Annotated in this window: 14 protein-coding genes; 10 read left to right on the top strand and 4 right to left on the bottom strand. The window is 64.5% G+C overall.

Annotation, left to right across the window (positions count from 1 at the left end; all coding sequences use genetic code 11):
• Positions 1 to 209: 209 nt before the first annotated feature.
• Both VGO12_RS29420 and VGO12_RS29425 read left to right on the top strand, forming a co-directional pair.
• Positions 210 to 530: a PepSY domain-containing protein gene (locus VGO12_RS29420; RefSeq protein ID WP_327516271.1), complete on the top strand. Its 321-nt coding sequence runs from the start codon at positions 210 to 212 to the stop codon at positions 528 to 530.
• Between the two features lie 35 nt (positions 531 to 565).
• Positions 566 to 1,165 (top strand): general stress protein, encoded by a 600-nt coding sequence (locus tag VGO12_RS29425; protein ID WP_327516272.1) that lies wholly within the window; start codon positions 566 to 568, stop codon positions 1,163 to 1,165.
• Between the two features lie 248 nt (positions 1,166 to 1,413).
• On the opposite strand, the gene VGO12_RS29430 is transcribed toward VGO12_RS29425, so the two are convergent.
• From VGO12_RS29430 to VGO12_RS29440, 3 genes are all read right to left on the bottom strand, one after another.
• Positions 1,414 to 2,391: a septal ring lytic transglycosylase RlpA family protein gene (locus VGO12_RS29430; RefSeq protein WP_327516273.1), complete on the bottom strand. Its 978-nt coding sequence runs from the start codon at positions 2,389 to 2,391 to the stop codon at positions 1,414 to 1,416.
• A 288-nt stretch (positions 2,392 to 2,679) separates the two neighbouring features.
• A complete protein-coding gene (locus VGO12_RS29435) occupies positions 2,680 to 4,116 on the bottom strand; it encodes a UdgX family uracil-DNA binding protein (RefSeq protein WP_327516274.1) in 1,437 nt (478 codons plus the stop codon).
• Positions 4,113 to 5,345, bottom strand: coding sequence for a putative DNA modification/repair radical SAM protein (locus VGO12_RS29440; protein WP_327516275.1), 1,233 nt, complete (start codon positions 5,343 to 5,345; stop codon positions 4,113 to 4,115). The genes VGO12_RS29435 and VGO12_RS29440 overlap by 4 nt, the downstream gene beginning before the upstream one ends.
• 200 nt (positions 5,346 to 5,545) lie before the next feature.
• On the opposite strand from VGO12_RS29440, the gene VGO12_RS29445 reads away from it, so the two are divergent.
• Complete coding sequence (locus VGO12_RS29445) at positions 5,546 to 6,655, top strand: NAD(P)/FAD-dependent oxidoreductase (protein ID WP_327516276.1); 1,110 nt, start codon at positions 5,546 to 5,548, stop codon at positions 6,653 to 6,655.
• Positions 6,656 to 6,666: 11 nt separating this feature from the next.
• Here the strand turns inward: VGO12_RS29445 and VGO12_RS29450 are convergent, their stop codons facing one another.
• The gene (locus VGO12_RS29450) at positions 6,667 to 7,560 is read right to left on the bottom strand and encodes a helix-turn-helix transcriptional regulator (RefSeq protein ID WP_327516277.1); all 894 of its coding nucleotides are present in this window, start codon (positions 7,558 to 7,560) and stop codon (positions 6,667 to 6,669) included.
• Between the two features lie 193 nt (positions 7,561 to 7,753).
• Here VGO12_RS29450 and VGO12_RS29455 point away from each other — a divergent pair, with 193 nt between their 5' ends.
• From VGO12_RS29455 to VGO12_RS29485, 7 genes are read left to right on the top strand one after another with little or no spacing between them, the layout of a single operon-like run.
• Complete coding sequence (locus VGO12_RS29455; protein ID WP_327516320.1) at positions 7,754 to 9,190, top strand: aldehyde dehydrogenase; 1,437 nt, start codon at positions 7,754 to 7,756, stop codon at positions 9,188 to 9,190.
• A gap of 44 nt (positions 9,191 to 9,234) precedes the next feature.
• Positions 9,235 to 10,533 (top strand): ABC transporter substrate-binding protein, encoded by a 1,299-nt coding sequence (locus VGO12_RS29460; protein WP_327516278.1) that lies wholly within the window; start codon positions 9,235 to 9,237, stop codon positions 10,531 to 10,533.
• Between the two features lie 5 nt (positions 10,534 to 10,538).
• Positions 10,539 to 11,285: an ABC transporter ATP-binding protein gene (locus VGO12_RS29465; protein ID WP_327516279.1), complete on the top strand. Its 747-nt coding sequence runs from the start codon at positions 10,539 to 10,541 to the stop codon at positions 11,283 to 11,285.
• Positions 11,282 to 12,010 carry an ABC transporter ATP-binding protein gene (locus tag VGO12_RS29470; protein WP_327516280.1) on the top strand — a complete coding sequence of 243 codons (729 nt, stop codon included), beginning with the start codon at positions 11,282 to 11,284 and terminating at the stop codon, positions 12,008 to 12,010. Before VGO12_RS29465 ends, VGO12_RS29470 begins: the two co-directional genes overlap by 4 nt.
• A complete protein-coding gene (locus VGO12_RS29475) occupies positions 12,007 to 12,903 on the top strand; it encodes a branched-chain amino acid ABC transporter permease (RefSeq protein ID WP_327516281.1) in 897 nt (298 codons plus the stop codon). Before VGO12_RS29470 ends, VGO12_RS29475 begins: the two co-directional genes overlap by 4 nt.
• Positions 12,900 to 13,916, top strand: a complete 1,017-nt coding sequence (locus VGO12_RS29480) for a branched-chain amino acid ABC transporter permease (RefSeq protein WP_327516282.1) — start codon at positions 12,900 to 12,902, stop codon at positions 13,914 to 13,916. Before VGO12_RS29475 ends, VGO12_RS29480 begins: the two co-directional genes overlap by 4 nt.
• A 2-nt stretch (positions 13,917 to 13,918) precedes the next feature.
• On the top strand, positions 13,919 to 14,704 hold the full coding sequence (locus VGO12_RS29485) for a coniferyl-alcohol dehydrogenase (RefSeq protein WP_327516283.1): 786 nt from the start codon (positions 13,919 to 13,921) through the stop codon (positions 14,702 to 14,704).
• Positions 14,705 to 14,712 lie beyond the last annotated feature (8 nt).

The raw sequence follows: 14,712 nt of genomic DNA on the forward strand, positions 1-14,712 counted from the left end.
ACCGGGATGGGAACGGCCAGGCCTCGGCTCTGGCCTTCCAGGGTGGCGCGACGATGCAAAGCCCGGTGCGATGATCTGCATCGTCAAACGGAGCGTCGAAACAAACCCGATGGAACCGGTTTCTGATCAATACCGAAATCAGGAACCAATAATCTCCGGCCGGGTTTGAACCGTGCCTGAGATGGCCTGAGAACAAGGAACCAAATACCATGAAAAATGTGCTGCTCGCCGCGGTTTTCCTCGGCGCATCGACCCTTGGCGCGCTTGCGCAGACCGCAACGCCTCCGGCTACGACGGATGGCGATACGCCGGCAGTTGCAACGCCGGATACGACCAACCCCACGGCGCCGGTCGCCGGCGCCAACAGCTTTACCGAGGCGCAGGCCAAGGATCGCATCACCGAGGCCGGTTACACCGAAGTGACGGGCCTCAAGCTCGACGACAAGGGCGTCTGGCGCGCCACCGCGTCGAAGGACGGCAAGCCCGTTGCGGTCGCGCTCGACTACCAGGGCAACATCGTCGCCAACTGACTTTCTCCCAACTTGACTCCTCAAGGAGACCCCTGATGAAAACCATTTCCGGACTTTTCGATGATTATGCCGACGCCCGCGCTGCGGTGAGCGCGCTCGAAGACAGGGGCGTGTCGTCGGACGACATTAGCATCGTCTCCAACAATGTTGGCGATCGCTATGGGAGCGATCATGAAAGCAACGCCGCCGAAGGTGCGGGCACCGGCGCCGGTCTCGGCGCCGCCGTCGGCGGCATTGGCGGACTTTTGACCGGGCTTGGCGTCATGGCCATTCCGGGCGTCGGGCCAGTGGTGGCGGCCGGTTGGCTGGCCGCCACGGCTGCCGGCGTCGCGGCGGGTGCGGCGGCAGGTGGCGCTGCCGGCGGCATCATCGGCGCAATGACCGCATCGGGGGTCCCCGAAGAACATGCCAATGTCTACGCCGAGGGCGTGCGGCGCGGCGGTGCGGTCGTGACCGCCCGTGTCGACGACGCGCTCCAGGCCGATGCCGAAGCCGTTCTTCGCCGCGGCAGCTGGGTCGATCCCGTTCAGCGTCGCGCGTCCTACGCCGAGCAGGGCTGGACGCACTTCGATGATACGCTCGACCCCTACACGACCGACGAAGTCGAAAGGGAACGCAGACGCTATCGACTCTAACTCGATCGTGTCAGGCCGGACGTCGGCCGATCGGCCCTGAAGTTCCGGCACGGCCCCGTCATGGGGCCGTGCCGGCATGGCGCCCACATCATCCTCTACGCGCTGGCGCGCAGCAGAGCGCCGCTGGCAGACACAACGGTTCGGCAGGTTGAAACTTCGAGGCCGCCCCTTCCCAGAAAATTCTCCATTATGATCAGCGTCCGCTGGCGCGTCAGGCGACGGCGGTATCCGGAAAGCGGGCGCGGCGCTTACGCCCCCCGTTTCCGACCGGCCTGTCGACGGCAGCATCCTCCGATCCCCGCCGCGCGTCTTTCGGGATCGAGGACCGCCTGGCGGCTACGCTTCCGATCGCATCTGCCCTCGTCCGGGCATGGACCAAGATCCGCAAACACCCCGCCCCGTGCGCTTACCAAGCTGGCTGCAAACATCGCAGTGCGGTCGACGAGCCCGCGGGGAAAACCGCTTCCATGGGCGGGCAGGTTTTTCGGGATCATAGAGGGATAGGCGAGCGCGACATCAAGGCCCGTCATGGCGGCTTGAGGCACCGGCGATCGCACGAATTTTCCGATGTCATACGAGAGATCCCGCCGTGCGTGGTGAACTCCCCGCTTTTCATATTCAGCCATTTTCCAGCGTTGCGACCCGATAGGCCGTTCCTTGCGTCGCCAATTGTCGTATGCCAGCTGGCCCGAACCCGAATTTACGTCCGCCAGGTTACGGCCCTTTCGCACATGCGACGCCATGAGGAAGGCGCGGTCGTCTCCGCCCATGCCGGGCCGACCCACATATTGCACCCGGACGGTGGCCGTTCCCCGACGCTTCAGATCCAGCATCTCCGCTGCCTTCCCGGAAAGGTCGATCAGGCGGCCGTCGTGATAAGGACCACGATCGTTGACGCGCACAATCAGTGACGCACCGCTTTCGAGGTTCGTCACCCGCACATAGCTTGGCAAGGGAAGAGTGGGGTGGGCTGCGGAAAGATAATCCGCATCATAGGTTTCCCCATTGGCAGTCCGGCGCCCCTGAAATGCCGACCCGTACCAGGAGGCGACTCCGCGTCGATCGTAGCTCGGCTCTTCCTTCGGATAGTAGCGTTTGCCCTTCATCGAATAGGGCTTGCCGACGACATATTGGCCAGCGCGCTTGATAGCCGGCCTTTTGCCGGATGCCCCTTCGGCATGGACACGTCGTACATTTTCGAAAGAAGAGGCCTGGCTCTCGCTCATGGCTGCCGAATGCGCGGCAGCACAGCAGGTGCAAAGCACCGTAATCGCCAGCCAACGCAGGCACCTGACGGTCGCATCTCGCTTATCTGCCATCCCTACACCGTGCGCGAAATCTGGCAACGTGTCCGATGCAAGTTGCATTTGAGCGGCGTGCCATCATTCGCTCCTTCCATGATAAAGTGCTAAATGAGGCCCGAAACCAAAGGTTCCCGCCGCGCCGATCGTTGACGCATCACGATCCGGTGCATTGCTGCGTTCGCTCAGCCTCGGGCGTGTTCGCCCGGCCGCCTACTCGCCCACCCTGCTCTTCAGCAAGGCCGTTTCCAGATCTTTGGCAAGGTCGTCTCGGGCCGCTTTGCTTTCGCCCGGATCTCGAAGGCGAAGAATGTACGATGGGTGCCAGGAGACGAGCACGGGCCCGCCATGGAGGCCTGTCTCGACCCCGCCTCGACGCTCCGCCATCGGCCGGCTGTCCCCCGTCAGAGCGAAGGCCGCGGATGCGCCAAGGGCGAGCGTGATGCGCGGTTTGACGAGGGCAAGCTCCAGCCCCAGCCACCAGCGGCAATGGGCGATTTCACCGCGGTCGGGGTTGCGATGCAGCCTTTTCTTGCCGCGCGGGCTGAACTTGAAGTGCTTCACCGCATTCGTCAGCCACAACGCCTTCGCGTCGACACCGGCGGCAGCAATCAACTCCCTCAACACCTGTCCGGCTGGTCCCGTGAACGGGCGTCCCTCGAGATCTTCGCGATCACCCGGCTGTTCGCCCACGATCATCAGGGACGCGTCTCTCGCACCTTCGCCCCAGACCGTCTGCGTCGCCGCCTCGCAAAGCCCGCACCGCCGGCATTGCAGCGCTGCCTCGCGCGCCACTTCCAATGTCGCAATATGCACTGCCGGTTGCGGCAGTGAGGCGCGGTAGCGATCAGAAACGATCGAAGCACCCGCTCGCGGAGCAGAGACACCCGCATCATGCATCCGTTTGACCCGCGCCTCTGCGTCGGCAAGCATCTGCGGGATCAGGCGGGTTTCGGGTAGATTGCTCCAGTATTTCTTCGGCATCTCCGACCGCATCGCGTTGAGCTTGATGCGGGCCGGATTGAAAATATGGGTGAAGTAGGCCGCCCAGAGTTCTTCAGTAGCATCGTCTGGAAGCTCGGGCTTGCTGCCTCCGGGGCCGAAGGCAAGCGCGCCATCGACGAAGCGGGCGGTCGACCGGGGCGTCACGATCATCCAGTCCATGTCGGCAAAGCGATCCGCGAAGAAGGTGCTTCCCGGCTCCAGGGTGTTGTGCGACGGTTCGAACCAGGCGGCGAAGCGCCGGCGCGGACCCGCCGCCGACACCTCCCGAAAGCGCACGAAGGCATGCATCTTGTGAATATCGCGGCGGACGGATTTTTGCATCAGCATCAACGTGCGCCCGAGCGGATCGACCGGTGAAAGCGGCTCGCCCTCGCAGCTGTCGAGACGCCACAGGGCGCGATAAAGCAGCGCCAGCCGATCCGGCACCGAATGCCAGATCACCGAGCGGGCGAGTTCGACGAAGGCCTTGGGCACGCGCGCCGCATGCGAGCCCGCGACGTCTGGAAGCGGCGCCGCATCAAACAGTCCGCCAGGACCGTTCCAGACGATGTGTTCGGGCGCAATCCGGTGACTGATGGCGCGCCGGGCAGCGTCTCGCCAGGCGTCGAAGATCCCGCTTTCAGGAAGGGAGACGGCATAGCTCACAGCAGTTGCAGCTGCTGTGCCGGCGGCGCAAAGCGCGCACGCAGATCCCGGCTATCCGTCAAGCCTCCGGGGCTCCAGCCCGGAAGCGCCACGAAGGGGCGCGCCTTGCGCGTCAACGCGCCGATGCGGGCGAGATCCTCCACCCGCAAGGCTCGATGTCTGCGCGCGGCGACGATGCGATCGACCACGCGCACGCCGAAACCGGGCACGCGCAACAGCATGTCGCGGGGAGCGACATTCACGTCGACCGGGAACAGACCGCGGTTTTTCAACGCCCAGGCTGTTTTGGGATCCACCTCCAGGTCGAGAAAGCCGTCTTCCGTCCCTGTCGCGATTTCCTCGGCGGTGAAACCGTAATGTCGCAACAGCCAGTCCGCCTGGTAGAGGCGATGCTCGCGCAGAAGCGGCGGCCGGATCAGCGGTAGGGCCGCCGACGTATCCGGGATCGGCGAGAAGGCCGAGTAGTAGACGCGACGCAGATTGTAGCCGCTGTAAAGACGGGTTGCGCAAGCCAGTATGGCCGTGTCGTCGGCGCCGTCGGCGCCAACGATCATCTGCGTGCTCTGCCCGGCGGGCGCGAAGCGTCGAGGCTTTCGCCCCGTATGGGTCCGGTCCTGCGCAGCCTCACCCTCGAGCCGGACCTGCGCCATGGCCGCGCGAATGGTTTCCGGGCGCTTTTCCGGCGCCAGCTTGCGCACGCTCGCATCCTTGGGAAGCTCGACATTGATCGACAGCCGGTCGGCCCAGAGACCTGCTTCGCGGATCAGTTCGGCCTGAGCGTCGGGAATGGTCTTGAGGTGGATGTAGCCTTTGAAGCCGTGGACTTGACGGAGCGTGCGGGCGATGCGGACCATGTCGGCCATGGTCTGATCGGGCGAGCGGATGATGCCGGACGACAGGAACAATCCCTCGATATAGTTGCGGCGATAGAACTCCAGCGTCAGCGTCACCACCTCCTCGACGCTGAACCGCGCGCGCTCCACATTCGAGCTGACGCGATTGATGCAATAGGCGCAGTCGAAGATGCAGAAATTGGTCATCAGGATCTTCAGGAGCGAAATGCATCGTCCGTCCGGCGTGTAGGCGTGGCAAATGCCGCTACCACCCGAAGATCCAATCCCGCCCTGTCGAGAATCGCGTTTTTCGCCGCCGCTCGAGGCACATGAAGCGTCATACTTGGCCGCGTCCGACAGGATCGCCAGCTTCTCGCGAAGTGTCAGTTTCGTCATGGTCAGCAGGGTATATGTTCATGTTATGTTCGTCAAGTTTGCCGCCCACGGATCCGCTCGTCCCTCGCACCCCGCGGTTCATTTTGACGCAAGGAAATGATCGAGGGGCCGCAGGCGGGTCGGGAGGCGGTGACGTGTGGTGCCCACTTGTCCTTCCGCCAAGCTCGAAATACCCTCCATGGCAGGGAGCGACCATCCACGTGGATACCAATGTCGTCATTGTCGGCGCCGGACCGGCGGGCCTCGCGGTTGGCGCCTGCCTCAGACAGGCGGGGCTCGACTTCGTCATCCTTGAAAAGGCGCACGAGATCGCGCCGGCTTGGCGACGCCATTACCGTCGGCTGCATCTGCATACGGTCAACACGCTCTCATCGCTGCCTTACATGCCCTTCCCGAAGGACTACCCACGTTACGTGCCACGCGAAATGATGGTCGCCTATCTTGACGCCTATGCCGAGCGGTTCGGGCTTCGACCGCACTTCGGCGAGGCGGTCAGCGCGATCCGCCGCGACGCGAGCGGCTACCAGGTTTCGACCGCGACCAGCACGTTCCGCGCGCGTCATGTCGTGATCGCCAGCGGCAACAATGCCGAGCCCGTCGTTCCCGATCTGCCGGAGATCGAGACCTTCACGGGCAGGCGATTGCACAGCGCCGACTACCGAGAAGCGACGCCGTTTGCCGGCCAGTCGGTGCTGGTTGTCGGCATGGGCAACACCGGCGCGGAGATCGCTCTCGACCTTGCCGAGCACGGCGCCCGCCCGACCCTTTCGGTGCGCAAGGGCGTCCACATCGTGCCGCGCCAGTTGTTCGGCGTGCCGATCCAGGTCGTCGGCATAGTCACCCGGCCGCTGCCGCGCGCGCTGAACGACAGGGTGTTCCCCGCTATCCTCAACCTTGCGCTCGGCAAGACCGAAGACTACGGCATCGTCAGGCCGAAAGAGGGTATTCTCGAGCAGATCGATACGGGACGGATCCCGGTCATCGACGTCGGCACGCTGGACGCGATCAAGTCCGGCGGCATCACGGTGGCCCCTGACATCAGGCGCTTTACCGAGCGCGGTGCAATCTTCGTTTCCGGCAGGCAGGCGGAGTTCGACAGCATCATCCTCGCCACCGGCTACCGGCCCGATTTCGAGACATTCCTGCCGGCTGAACTTAGCCCCGGCAAGAGCGGCCTCACCCGCGAGGCATCCAGGCTCGGCCTTTATCTCGTCGGCTTCCACAACCCGGTCACCGGCCTGCTCAGGGAGATCGGCCGGGAAGCGGCGGCCGTCGCCGACGAGATCAAGCGGCAAAGCCGCACACAGTAATTGCCACGCCGTCAGGGCCAATCGTGATAGTCAGACGACGTCTGGATCGCCGCATCGCTCGTCCTCTTGATGGCGAGCGCCCGGTATCGCGCTGGCGATAGGCCGGTCTTGCGCTTGAAGAAATGGCTGAAATTGCCGGGGTCGCGAAAGCCGAGGCTGTAGGATATCTCCTGCACGTCGCGCGCAGATCGCTCCAGCCTTTGCTTGGCCTCCTGAACAAGCCGGTCGTGCACGAGTTCAATCGGCGAGCGCGACAGCGTGCGCTGGCAGATCGCGTGCAGCCGATCGGTGGTTATGCCGAGTTCGGCTGCATAGTCGGCGATGCTGCGGTGGCGCCTAAAGCCGATCTCCACGGACTGTCGGAACCGCTGCAGGATGGCGCCGGCGCTCGCCTGGCGCTCCTCGGCGGCTGGCGAGCGCTGCAGCCGCCAGACCGTCATCAGGATCAGCCGCATATAGGCAGAAACGACCATGCGCGAGGTGCGCGTTTCCATCGCCAATTCAGCGAGCGCCCCTTCAAACAGCGGGATCATCTCGCGCAGGCTTGTGGGTTCCAGCGCCTCCGTCACTGAGAAACCGGCGGAAAACACCCTGAGTGCGGTCGACTCCGCATGCTCGCCGATCGCCTCGCCGATGATCTCGGGCGATACGCCGATGAGGTAACCTCGGCTGCCGGCCGCAACCGTGATCGTGTCTTCCGCGCTCGGCGGAAAAAAGGCGACGGCCGGAGCGGTCACCGTCGCGGGGCCTTCGCTGCGCGCAAGGTGGAGATTGCCACCCGTGAGCAGCAGTGCGTGATGGAACCAGCGCTGCGCCGGCCGCCCGATGCGCAGAACACGGGATTGGATGGCGGGCTCGATCGCTTCGCCGTGTGCATCATGGTGGATGGCTGGATCGGCAACCATGGACGTAGACACCAAAAAACAACAAGTATTGGCCAGAAAATCACATTCTCATTTCCGGTGCAACGCGTAGCATTTTCCAATGAGCCTTTGGGAGGAGGCAAATATGACGGCTTTGAGCAATCCTCACGTTGGAAGCGACCGCGTTTTCGACAGGCCGGACAGTGGCGCGCCCGCGCCGGTTCGCCGTGTGCCGATGCTCGTCGGCGGACGCGATGTCGAGGCCGCGAACGCGGCGACCTTCGAACGCCATAGCCCGGTCAGCGGCATGCTCGTGACGGTGGCGGCCGCCGCAACCGTTGCCGATGCCGCGGCGGCCGCCGATGCGGCCGCTGCAGCCTTTCCCGAATGGTCAAAAACGAACCCCGGTGTTCGCCGCACGCTTCTGGAACGGGCAGCACAGCTCGTCCTTGCCCGCGAGGAGGAACTCGCGGCAGCAATGACGGCCGAGACCGGCGCGACCCGCGAGTGGTGTGCCTTCAACGTGGCGATTTCGGCAAAGATCTTCCTGGAGACTGCGGCGATGACGACGCAGATCGGCGGACAGGTCATCCCGACTGATTGCGCCGGCAGGACATCGATGGCCTTTCGCCAGCCGGCGGGCGTCTGCTTTGCAATCGCTCCCTGGAATGCGCCCGTCCTGCTCGGCGTGCGTTCGATCGCGATGGCGCTTGCCTGCGGCAACACCGTGGTGCTCAAATCGTCGGAGCTTTGCCCCGCGACCCACAGGCTGATCGGCGACGTGCTCGCCGAGGCCGGGCTTCCAGCGGGCGTCCTCAACATCGTTTCGAACGCGCCGGCCGATGCCTCCGCGATCGTCGAGACATTGATCGCCCATCCTGTCGTGCGTCGTATCAACTTTACCGGATCGACCCGTGTCGGCCGGATCATCGCCCAGAGCGCCGCCAGACACCTCAAGCGCTGCCTGCTGGAACTCGGCGGCAAGGCAGCGTTCATCGTCCTTGATGATGCCGACCTTGACGAGGCCGTCGCTGCTGCCGCCTTCGGCGCCTTTTTCAACCAGGGCCAGATCTGCATGTCGACCGAGCGCATCATCGTGCTCGACGGGATCGCGGACGCTTTCGTCGAAAGGTTCCTCGCCAAGGCCAGGTCGTTGCGCGCCGGCGATCCGGCGCTGGGTGACTTGCCGCTCGGGGGCCTGGTGACGGCGGAATCGGCGCGCCGCGTCCGCGGCCTCGTCGACGATGCCGTTGCCAAGGGAGCGGTCGTGCTTTCGGGCGGCGACAACCACGACGCCTTCATGGATGCGACCGTGATCGACCATGTCACGCGCGCAATGCGCCTTTATCACGAGGAAAGCTTCGGGCCGGTCGCGGCGATCATCCGGGTCGGCTCGCTCGAGGAGGCCATAACCGTCGCCAACGACTGCGAATACGGACTTTCGGCCGCAGTCTTCAGCCGCGACATCGGCCGGGCGCTCGACGTCGCCCGGCAGATCGAATCCGGCATCTGCCACATCAATTCGGCGACCGTGTGCGACGAGCCGCAGATCCCGTTCGGCGGCGTCAAGGCGAGCGGCTACGGCAAGTTCGGCGGCCCGGCCGCACTCGACGAATTCACGGAACTGCGCTGGATCACGATATCCGGCGGCCAAGAGGAGTATCCGATCTAGTCAGGGAGAGACGGATCGGAGGCGTTCACCAAGGGAGGATAACAATGACGACGAAACAAAAGCCTGCCGGATTGACCCGGCGCGAACTGCTGGCGGCGGCAGGTGCGACGGCAGCAGCGGTCACGATCGGCATCAGGCCGGCCACCGCGGCCGACACGCTCAAGGTGGGTTTCATCAGCCCGCGAACCGGTCCGCTCGCCGGCTTCGGCGAAACCGACGGCTATGTTCTGGAGGTGGTGCGCAAGGCGCTCGCCAGCGGCATCGAAATCGGCGGCAAGGCCTACGCGGTCGAAATCTTCGACCAGGACACGCAATCCGACCCCTCGCGCGCCGGACAGCTTGCCAAGGATCTGATCAACAATCAGGCGATCGACCTGATGCTGGCGATATCGACGCCGGAGACGATCAATCCAGTCGCCGACGCGTGCGAAGCCGCCGGCGTTCCCTGCCTTTCGACCGTCATGCCGTGGGAGGCCTGGTACTTCGGCCGCGGCGCAAAGCCCGGGGAGCCGTCGCCCTTCAAATGGACCTATCATTTCGGCTTCGGCGTCGGCGAATTCCACAAGACCTATGTGTCGCAATGGAAGCTGATCGAGACCAACCGCAAGGTCGGCGTCATGTATCCGAACGATGCCGACGGCAACGCCATCCGCGCCAATCTCGCGCCGCTCCTGGAAAAGGATGGCTTCACGATCGTCGACCCCGGCGCCTACGAGACCGGCACCACGGATTTTTCCAGCCAGATCGCGTTCTTCAAAGAGCAAGGCGTCGAGATCATCAACACCTTCCCGATCCCCCCGGACTTCGCCACCTTCTGGCGCCAGGCGGCGCAGCAGGGGTTGCACCGGCAGGTCAAGATCATCCAGGTCGCCAAGACCGGCCTCTTCCCGTCGGGCGTCGAAGCGCTCGGCAATCTCGGCGTCAATCTCGGCAGCGCCGCCTATTGGCACAAGGCGTTTCCCTACAAGTCCTCGGTGGCAGGCGTCAGCGGCCCGGAACTGGCCGACGGCTATGAGGCGGCGTCCGGCAAGCAGTGGACGCAGCAGCTCGGCGCGACGCTGTCGCTGTTCGACGCCGGCTTCGATGCCCTGAAGAAGGCGTCCGATCCGAAGAGCAAGGATGCCGTCGCAAAGTCCCTTTCAACGCTCAACACCGTGACCATCGCCGGGAAGGTCGATTTCACCTCCGGTCCGGTCCCGAACGTTTCCCCCGGCCCGATCATCGGCACGCAATGGGTGAAGGCCCAGGACGGCTCGAAATTCCCGCTCGATTACGTGGTTACGGAAAACGCGACCGATCCGAACGTTCCGGTCGGCGCACGGCTGCAGCCTTACGGCGGATGAGCTCGATGTTGATGAATCCAGCAGTGGGTGCAGGCCGGTTCTCCGGAAACGGCCTCACCAAGCGGTTCGGCACCCTTGCCGTTCTGGAGAATGTCGATTTCTCCATGGGCATGGGCGAGGCGGTGGGCATCGTCGGGCCGAACGGCGCCGGCAAGACCACGCTGATGGCGACGCTTTCGGGCGCCTATACCCCAACTGCCGGCACGGTGTCCTTCGGCGGGCAGGACGTGACGCGGCTTCCCGCCGCGTCACGCTGCCGCCTCGGCCTGGTGCGCACGCACCAGGTGCCGAAGCCGTTCTCGGGCATGACCACGTTTGAAAACGTCTACGTTGCGGCCGCCCATAGCGACGTTGGCAGCCGCGACGAGGCCTATGAACGGGTGATCGATTCCCTTGAACTCTGCGGCATGCTTGCGGTTGCCAACCGGCGCGCCGAAACGCTCGGGCTTCTCGATCGCAAGCGTCTCGAGCTTGCCCGTGCCCTTGCGACCGGACCGAAAGTCATCCTGCTCGACGAAATCGGGGGCGGCCTGACGGATTCCGAAGCCCAGGACTTGGTGCTCACGATCCAGGAACTGCGTCGGCGCGGCATCGGCATCGTCTGGATCGAGCACATCGTCCACGTGCTCTTGCAGGTGGTGGAAAGGCTGATCTGCATGGATTCCGGTCGCATCATCGCCGATGGCGAGCCGCAGGCGGTCATGTCCGACCCCGACGTGGTTCGTGCCTACCTCGGAGGAAGTGTGCAATGACCGCGCTTTCAATCGAAACCCTGACGGCGCGCCATGGCCTGCTCGAGGCGGTTCGCGGCCTGACCTTCAGCGTTGCGAAAGGCGAGACGCTGGCTTTGGTCGGCGCCAACGGCGCCGGCAAGACGACGCTTTTGCGCACGCTCGCCGGCGCTCATCCCGTCCATGGCGGCTCGATCGCCGTCAATGGCGAGGACGTGACGCGCCTTGCCTCCCATCAGCGTGTCCGGCGCGGCATCGCGCTGGTGCCGGAGGGGCGCAAGATGTTCGCCACGATGACGGTCGCTGAAAACCTGAAGCTCGGCGCGATGGCGGGGCGAAAGGGAGAATGGTCGATCGAGCGCATCATCGGCATCTTTCCCAATCTCGAAAAGCGGCTCCACCACAAGACGGGGCACCTCTCCGGCGGCGAGCAGCAGGCGACGGCCATCGGCCGCGCGCTGATGAGCAACCCCGAAATCCTGCTCCTCGACGAGGTCTCGCTCGGCCTCTCGCCGCTGATCATCGACCGGGTCTACGCCTCGCTCGACGGACTGATGACATCCGGCACCACCATCATCCTGGTCGAGCAGGACCTCTCACGCGCCATGGCCGTTGCCGACCGGGTCATCTGCATGCTCGAGGGCAAGGCGGTGCTCGAAGGCCGGGTCGACGAACTGACGCGCGAACAGGTGACGGAAGCCTATTTCGGCCTCAATCGAACCAGAACCGAAAAGGTGCCGGCATGACGAACCAGATCATTCAGGGGATCCTGCTCGGCGGCTATTACGCGCTGATCGCGTGCGGCCTCTCCTTCATGTTTTCGGTCATGCGCATCATCAATCTCGCGCATGGCAGCCTGGCGGTGTCGGCCGCCTATCTCATCTTCGTGCTTTCCGAGCGGGCGCAGTTGCCGCTTTGGGCCTGTTTCCTGATCGCGATGGCGGTCATGGCCGCAGCCGGCTGGCTGATCCAGCGGCTGATCCTTGTCCGCGCCGCGCGCGGCGGACACTTGCTGCCGATTCTCTCCACCTTCGGGCTGTCTATGGTCATCGAAAACGCGCTGTTCGAGCAGTTCGGCGCCGATACGCGGTCTCTGGCCAATGCGATCGGAGATCTGTCCTGGGACAGCTGGGAGCCGATCAGCGGGCTCTATGTCGGCAAGCTGCCGGTGCTGATCTTCGTCACCGCTGTCGTGATGCTCGCCGGCCTGCAGCTGATGCTCAGCTACACCCGCATCGGAAGGGCCATCCGCGCAACGGCCGAAGATCCCGATACCGCGGGGCTCGTCGGCATCGATGCGCGCCGGGTCAATGCGGCAGCCGCGGCGATTGCCCTTGTCACCGTGACGGTCGCCGGCATGGTTCTTGGCATGCGCGCCACCTTTGAGCCCTATTCCGGCGCACCGCAGCTGCTCTTCGCCTTCGAGGCGTCCGTCATCGGCGGCGCGGGCTCGCTCTGGGGCACGCTTGCCGGCGGCATCATCCTCGGCCTTGCCCAGACCTTCGGAGCAGCCATTCATCCGCTCGGCTTCCTCATTGCGGGGCACGCCGTTTTCCTCATCATCCTGTTTGCGCGGCTGATGGTTCCGGATCTGGCATCGATGCCGGCCCGATTGATCGGCCGGGGAAGTGTCGCATGAGCACCGTCGTCTCTCCTGATATGGTCCACCGCTGGACCCGTTCTTCCCGGCATGCCGCCGCAGCGTCGGTGATCGTGCTTCTCGGCCTTGCCGCCCTGCCGGCCGTCCTTGGCGCCGGAGCGATCGATCGGCTGACCGCGCTGTTCATCTATGTGATCATGGCGGCGATGTGGAATGCGCTCGCCGGTTACGGCGGCCTGGTTTCCGTTGGCCAGCAAGTGTTCTTCGGCCTCGGCGCCTATTTTACCGTGCGCCTTGCCGAGACGGGGTTCGATCCCTTTCTGGCGATGGGCATCGCGAGCCTGCTCGTCGCCGCGGTCTCCTTCCCCCTGTCGCTCGTGATGCTGCGGCTGAAAGGGGGCGAATTCGCCATCGGCATGTGGGTCGTCTCGGCGCTCACCCATCTCCTGGTCAACCTCGACGGACTGATCCAGGGCGAGACCGGACGCTCGCTGATTTCGCTCAATGCCTATGCGGCGGATGCCCGTCGCGACATCATCTACTGGCTAGCGCTTCTCGCCATGGCCGGCCTTCTCGGCGGGCTGTTCGCCCTCTTGCGCAGCCGCACCGGCGCATCGATCCAGGCGATCCGCGACAACGAGGAGGCGGCAAGTTCGCTCGGTATCGACGTCACCCGTACCAAGCGGCTCCTCTTCGTGCTCGCCGCCTTCGGCATCGGCGTGGCGGGTGCACTGTGGCTCGCCAGCGCCACCACCTTCCAGCCCAAGACCTACTTCTCGGTGCAATGGACCGCCTACATGATCTTCATGGTGCTGGTCGGCGGCATCGGCCGCTTCGAGGGTGCGATCCTCGGCGCGGTGATCTTCTTCGTCATCGAGACCTGGTTCGGCGCGCTCGGTGTCTGGTATCTGATCGGTCTCGGCGCCGTCGCGCTTCTCTTCTCGCTCTTCATGCCGCTTGGCCTGTGGGGCGCGATCGAAACCCGTTTCGGGATTTCCCTGATGCCGGTCGGCTACCGGCTGGAACTCCCTTCCCCGTCCAGAAAGGAATAGGCATGCTCGACGGCAAGACCATCGTCATCACAGGCGTATCATCCGGCATCGGCGCCCGCACCGCGGAACTGGCCATCGCTCAAGGGGCCGATGTCATCGGCATCGACGTCAGCGAGCCTCCGGCTGTCCGTGGAGCCTTCCTCAAGGGCGACATCTCCAACCCCGATGGCATCGCGGCCATCGTCCGGCAGCTGCCGCAGCGTCTCGACGCACTGCTGAACGTCGCCGGTGTGTCCGGCACGGGGGGTGCATCGATCACGCTGGCGATCAATTTCTATGGGCTGCGGCTCTTGAGCGAGAGCCTTGCGCCGCGCATCCGCGAAGGTGGCGCTGTCGTCAATGTGGCTTCCGTCGCCGGCTACGGATGGCGCGCCAACCTGGCACGCGCCAAGGCGCTGGTCGGCATGGCCGGGTTCCCCGATATCGCCAAGGTCCTCGCCGACAACGACGTACCGAACGAGATCGGCTATCCGCTGTCGAAGGAACTGTTGTTGCTCTGGACCCAGATGGCCGCGCATCAACCCCTGTTCAAGGCGCGCGGGATCCGGGTCAACGCCGTCAGCCCGGGACCCGTCGAAACGCCGATCCTCACGCAGTTCCGTGCGGTGCTCGGCGACGCCAAGGTCGATTCCGACATCAACAGAACCGGACGGGCGGCAACCGCCTCCGATATTGCCCCGGTGATCCTGTTTGCAGCCTCAGACGCGGCACGCTGGATCAACGGCACGAACCTTGCCGCCGATGGCGGCCTCGAAGCGTCGATCAATGCCGACGTGCTCGAATTCTAGGAGAAAGC

The sequence above is a fragment of the Ensifer sp. genome, from assembly GCF_035999135.1.
Classification (GTDB): domain Bacteria; phylum Pseudomonadota; class Alphaproteobacteria; order Rhizobiales; family Rhizobiaceae; genus Ensifer.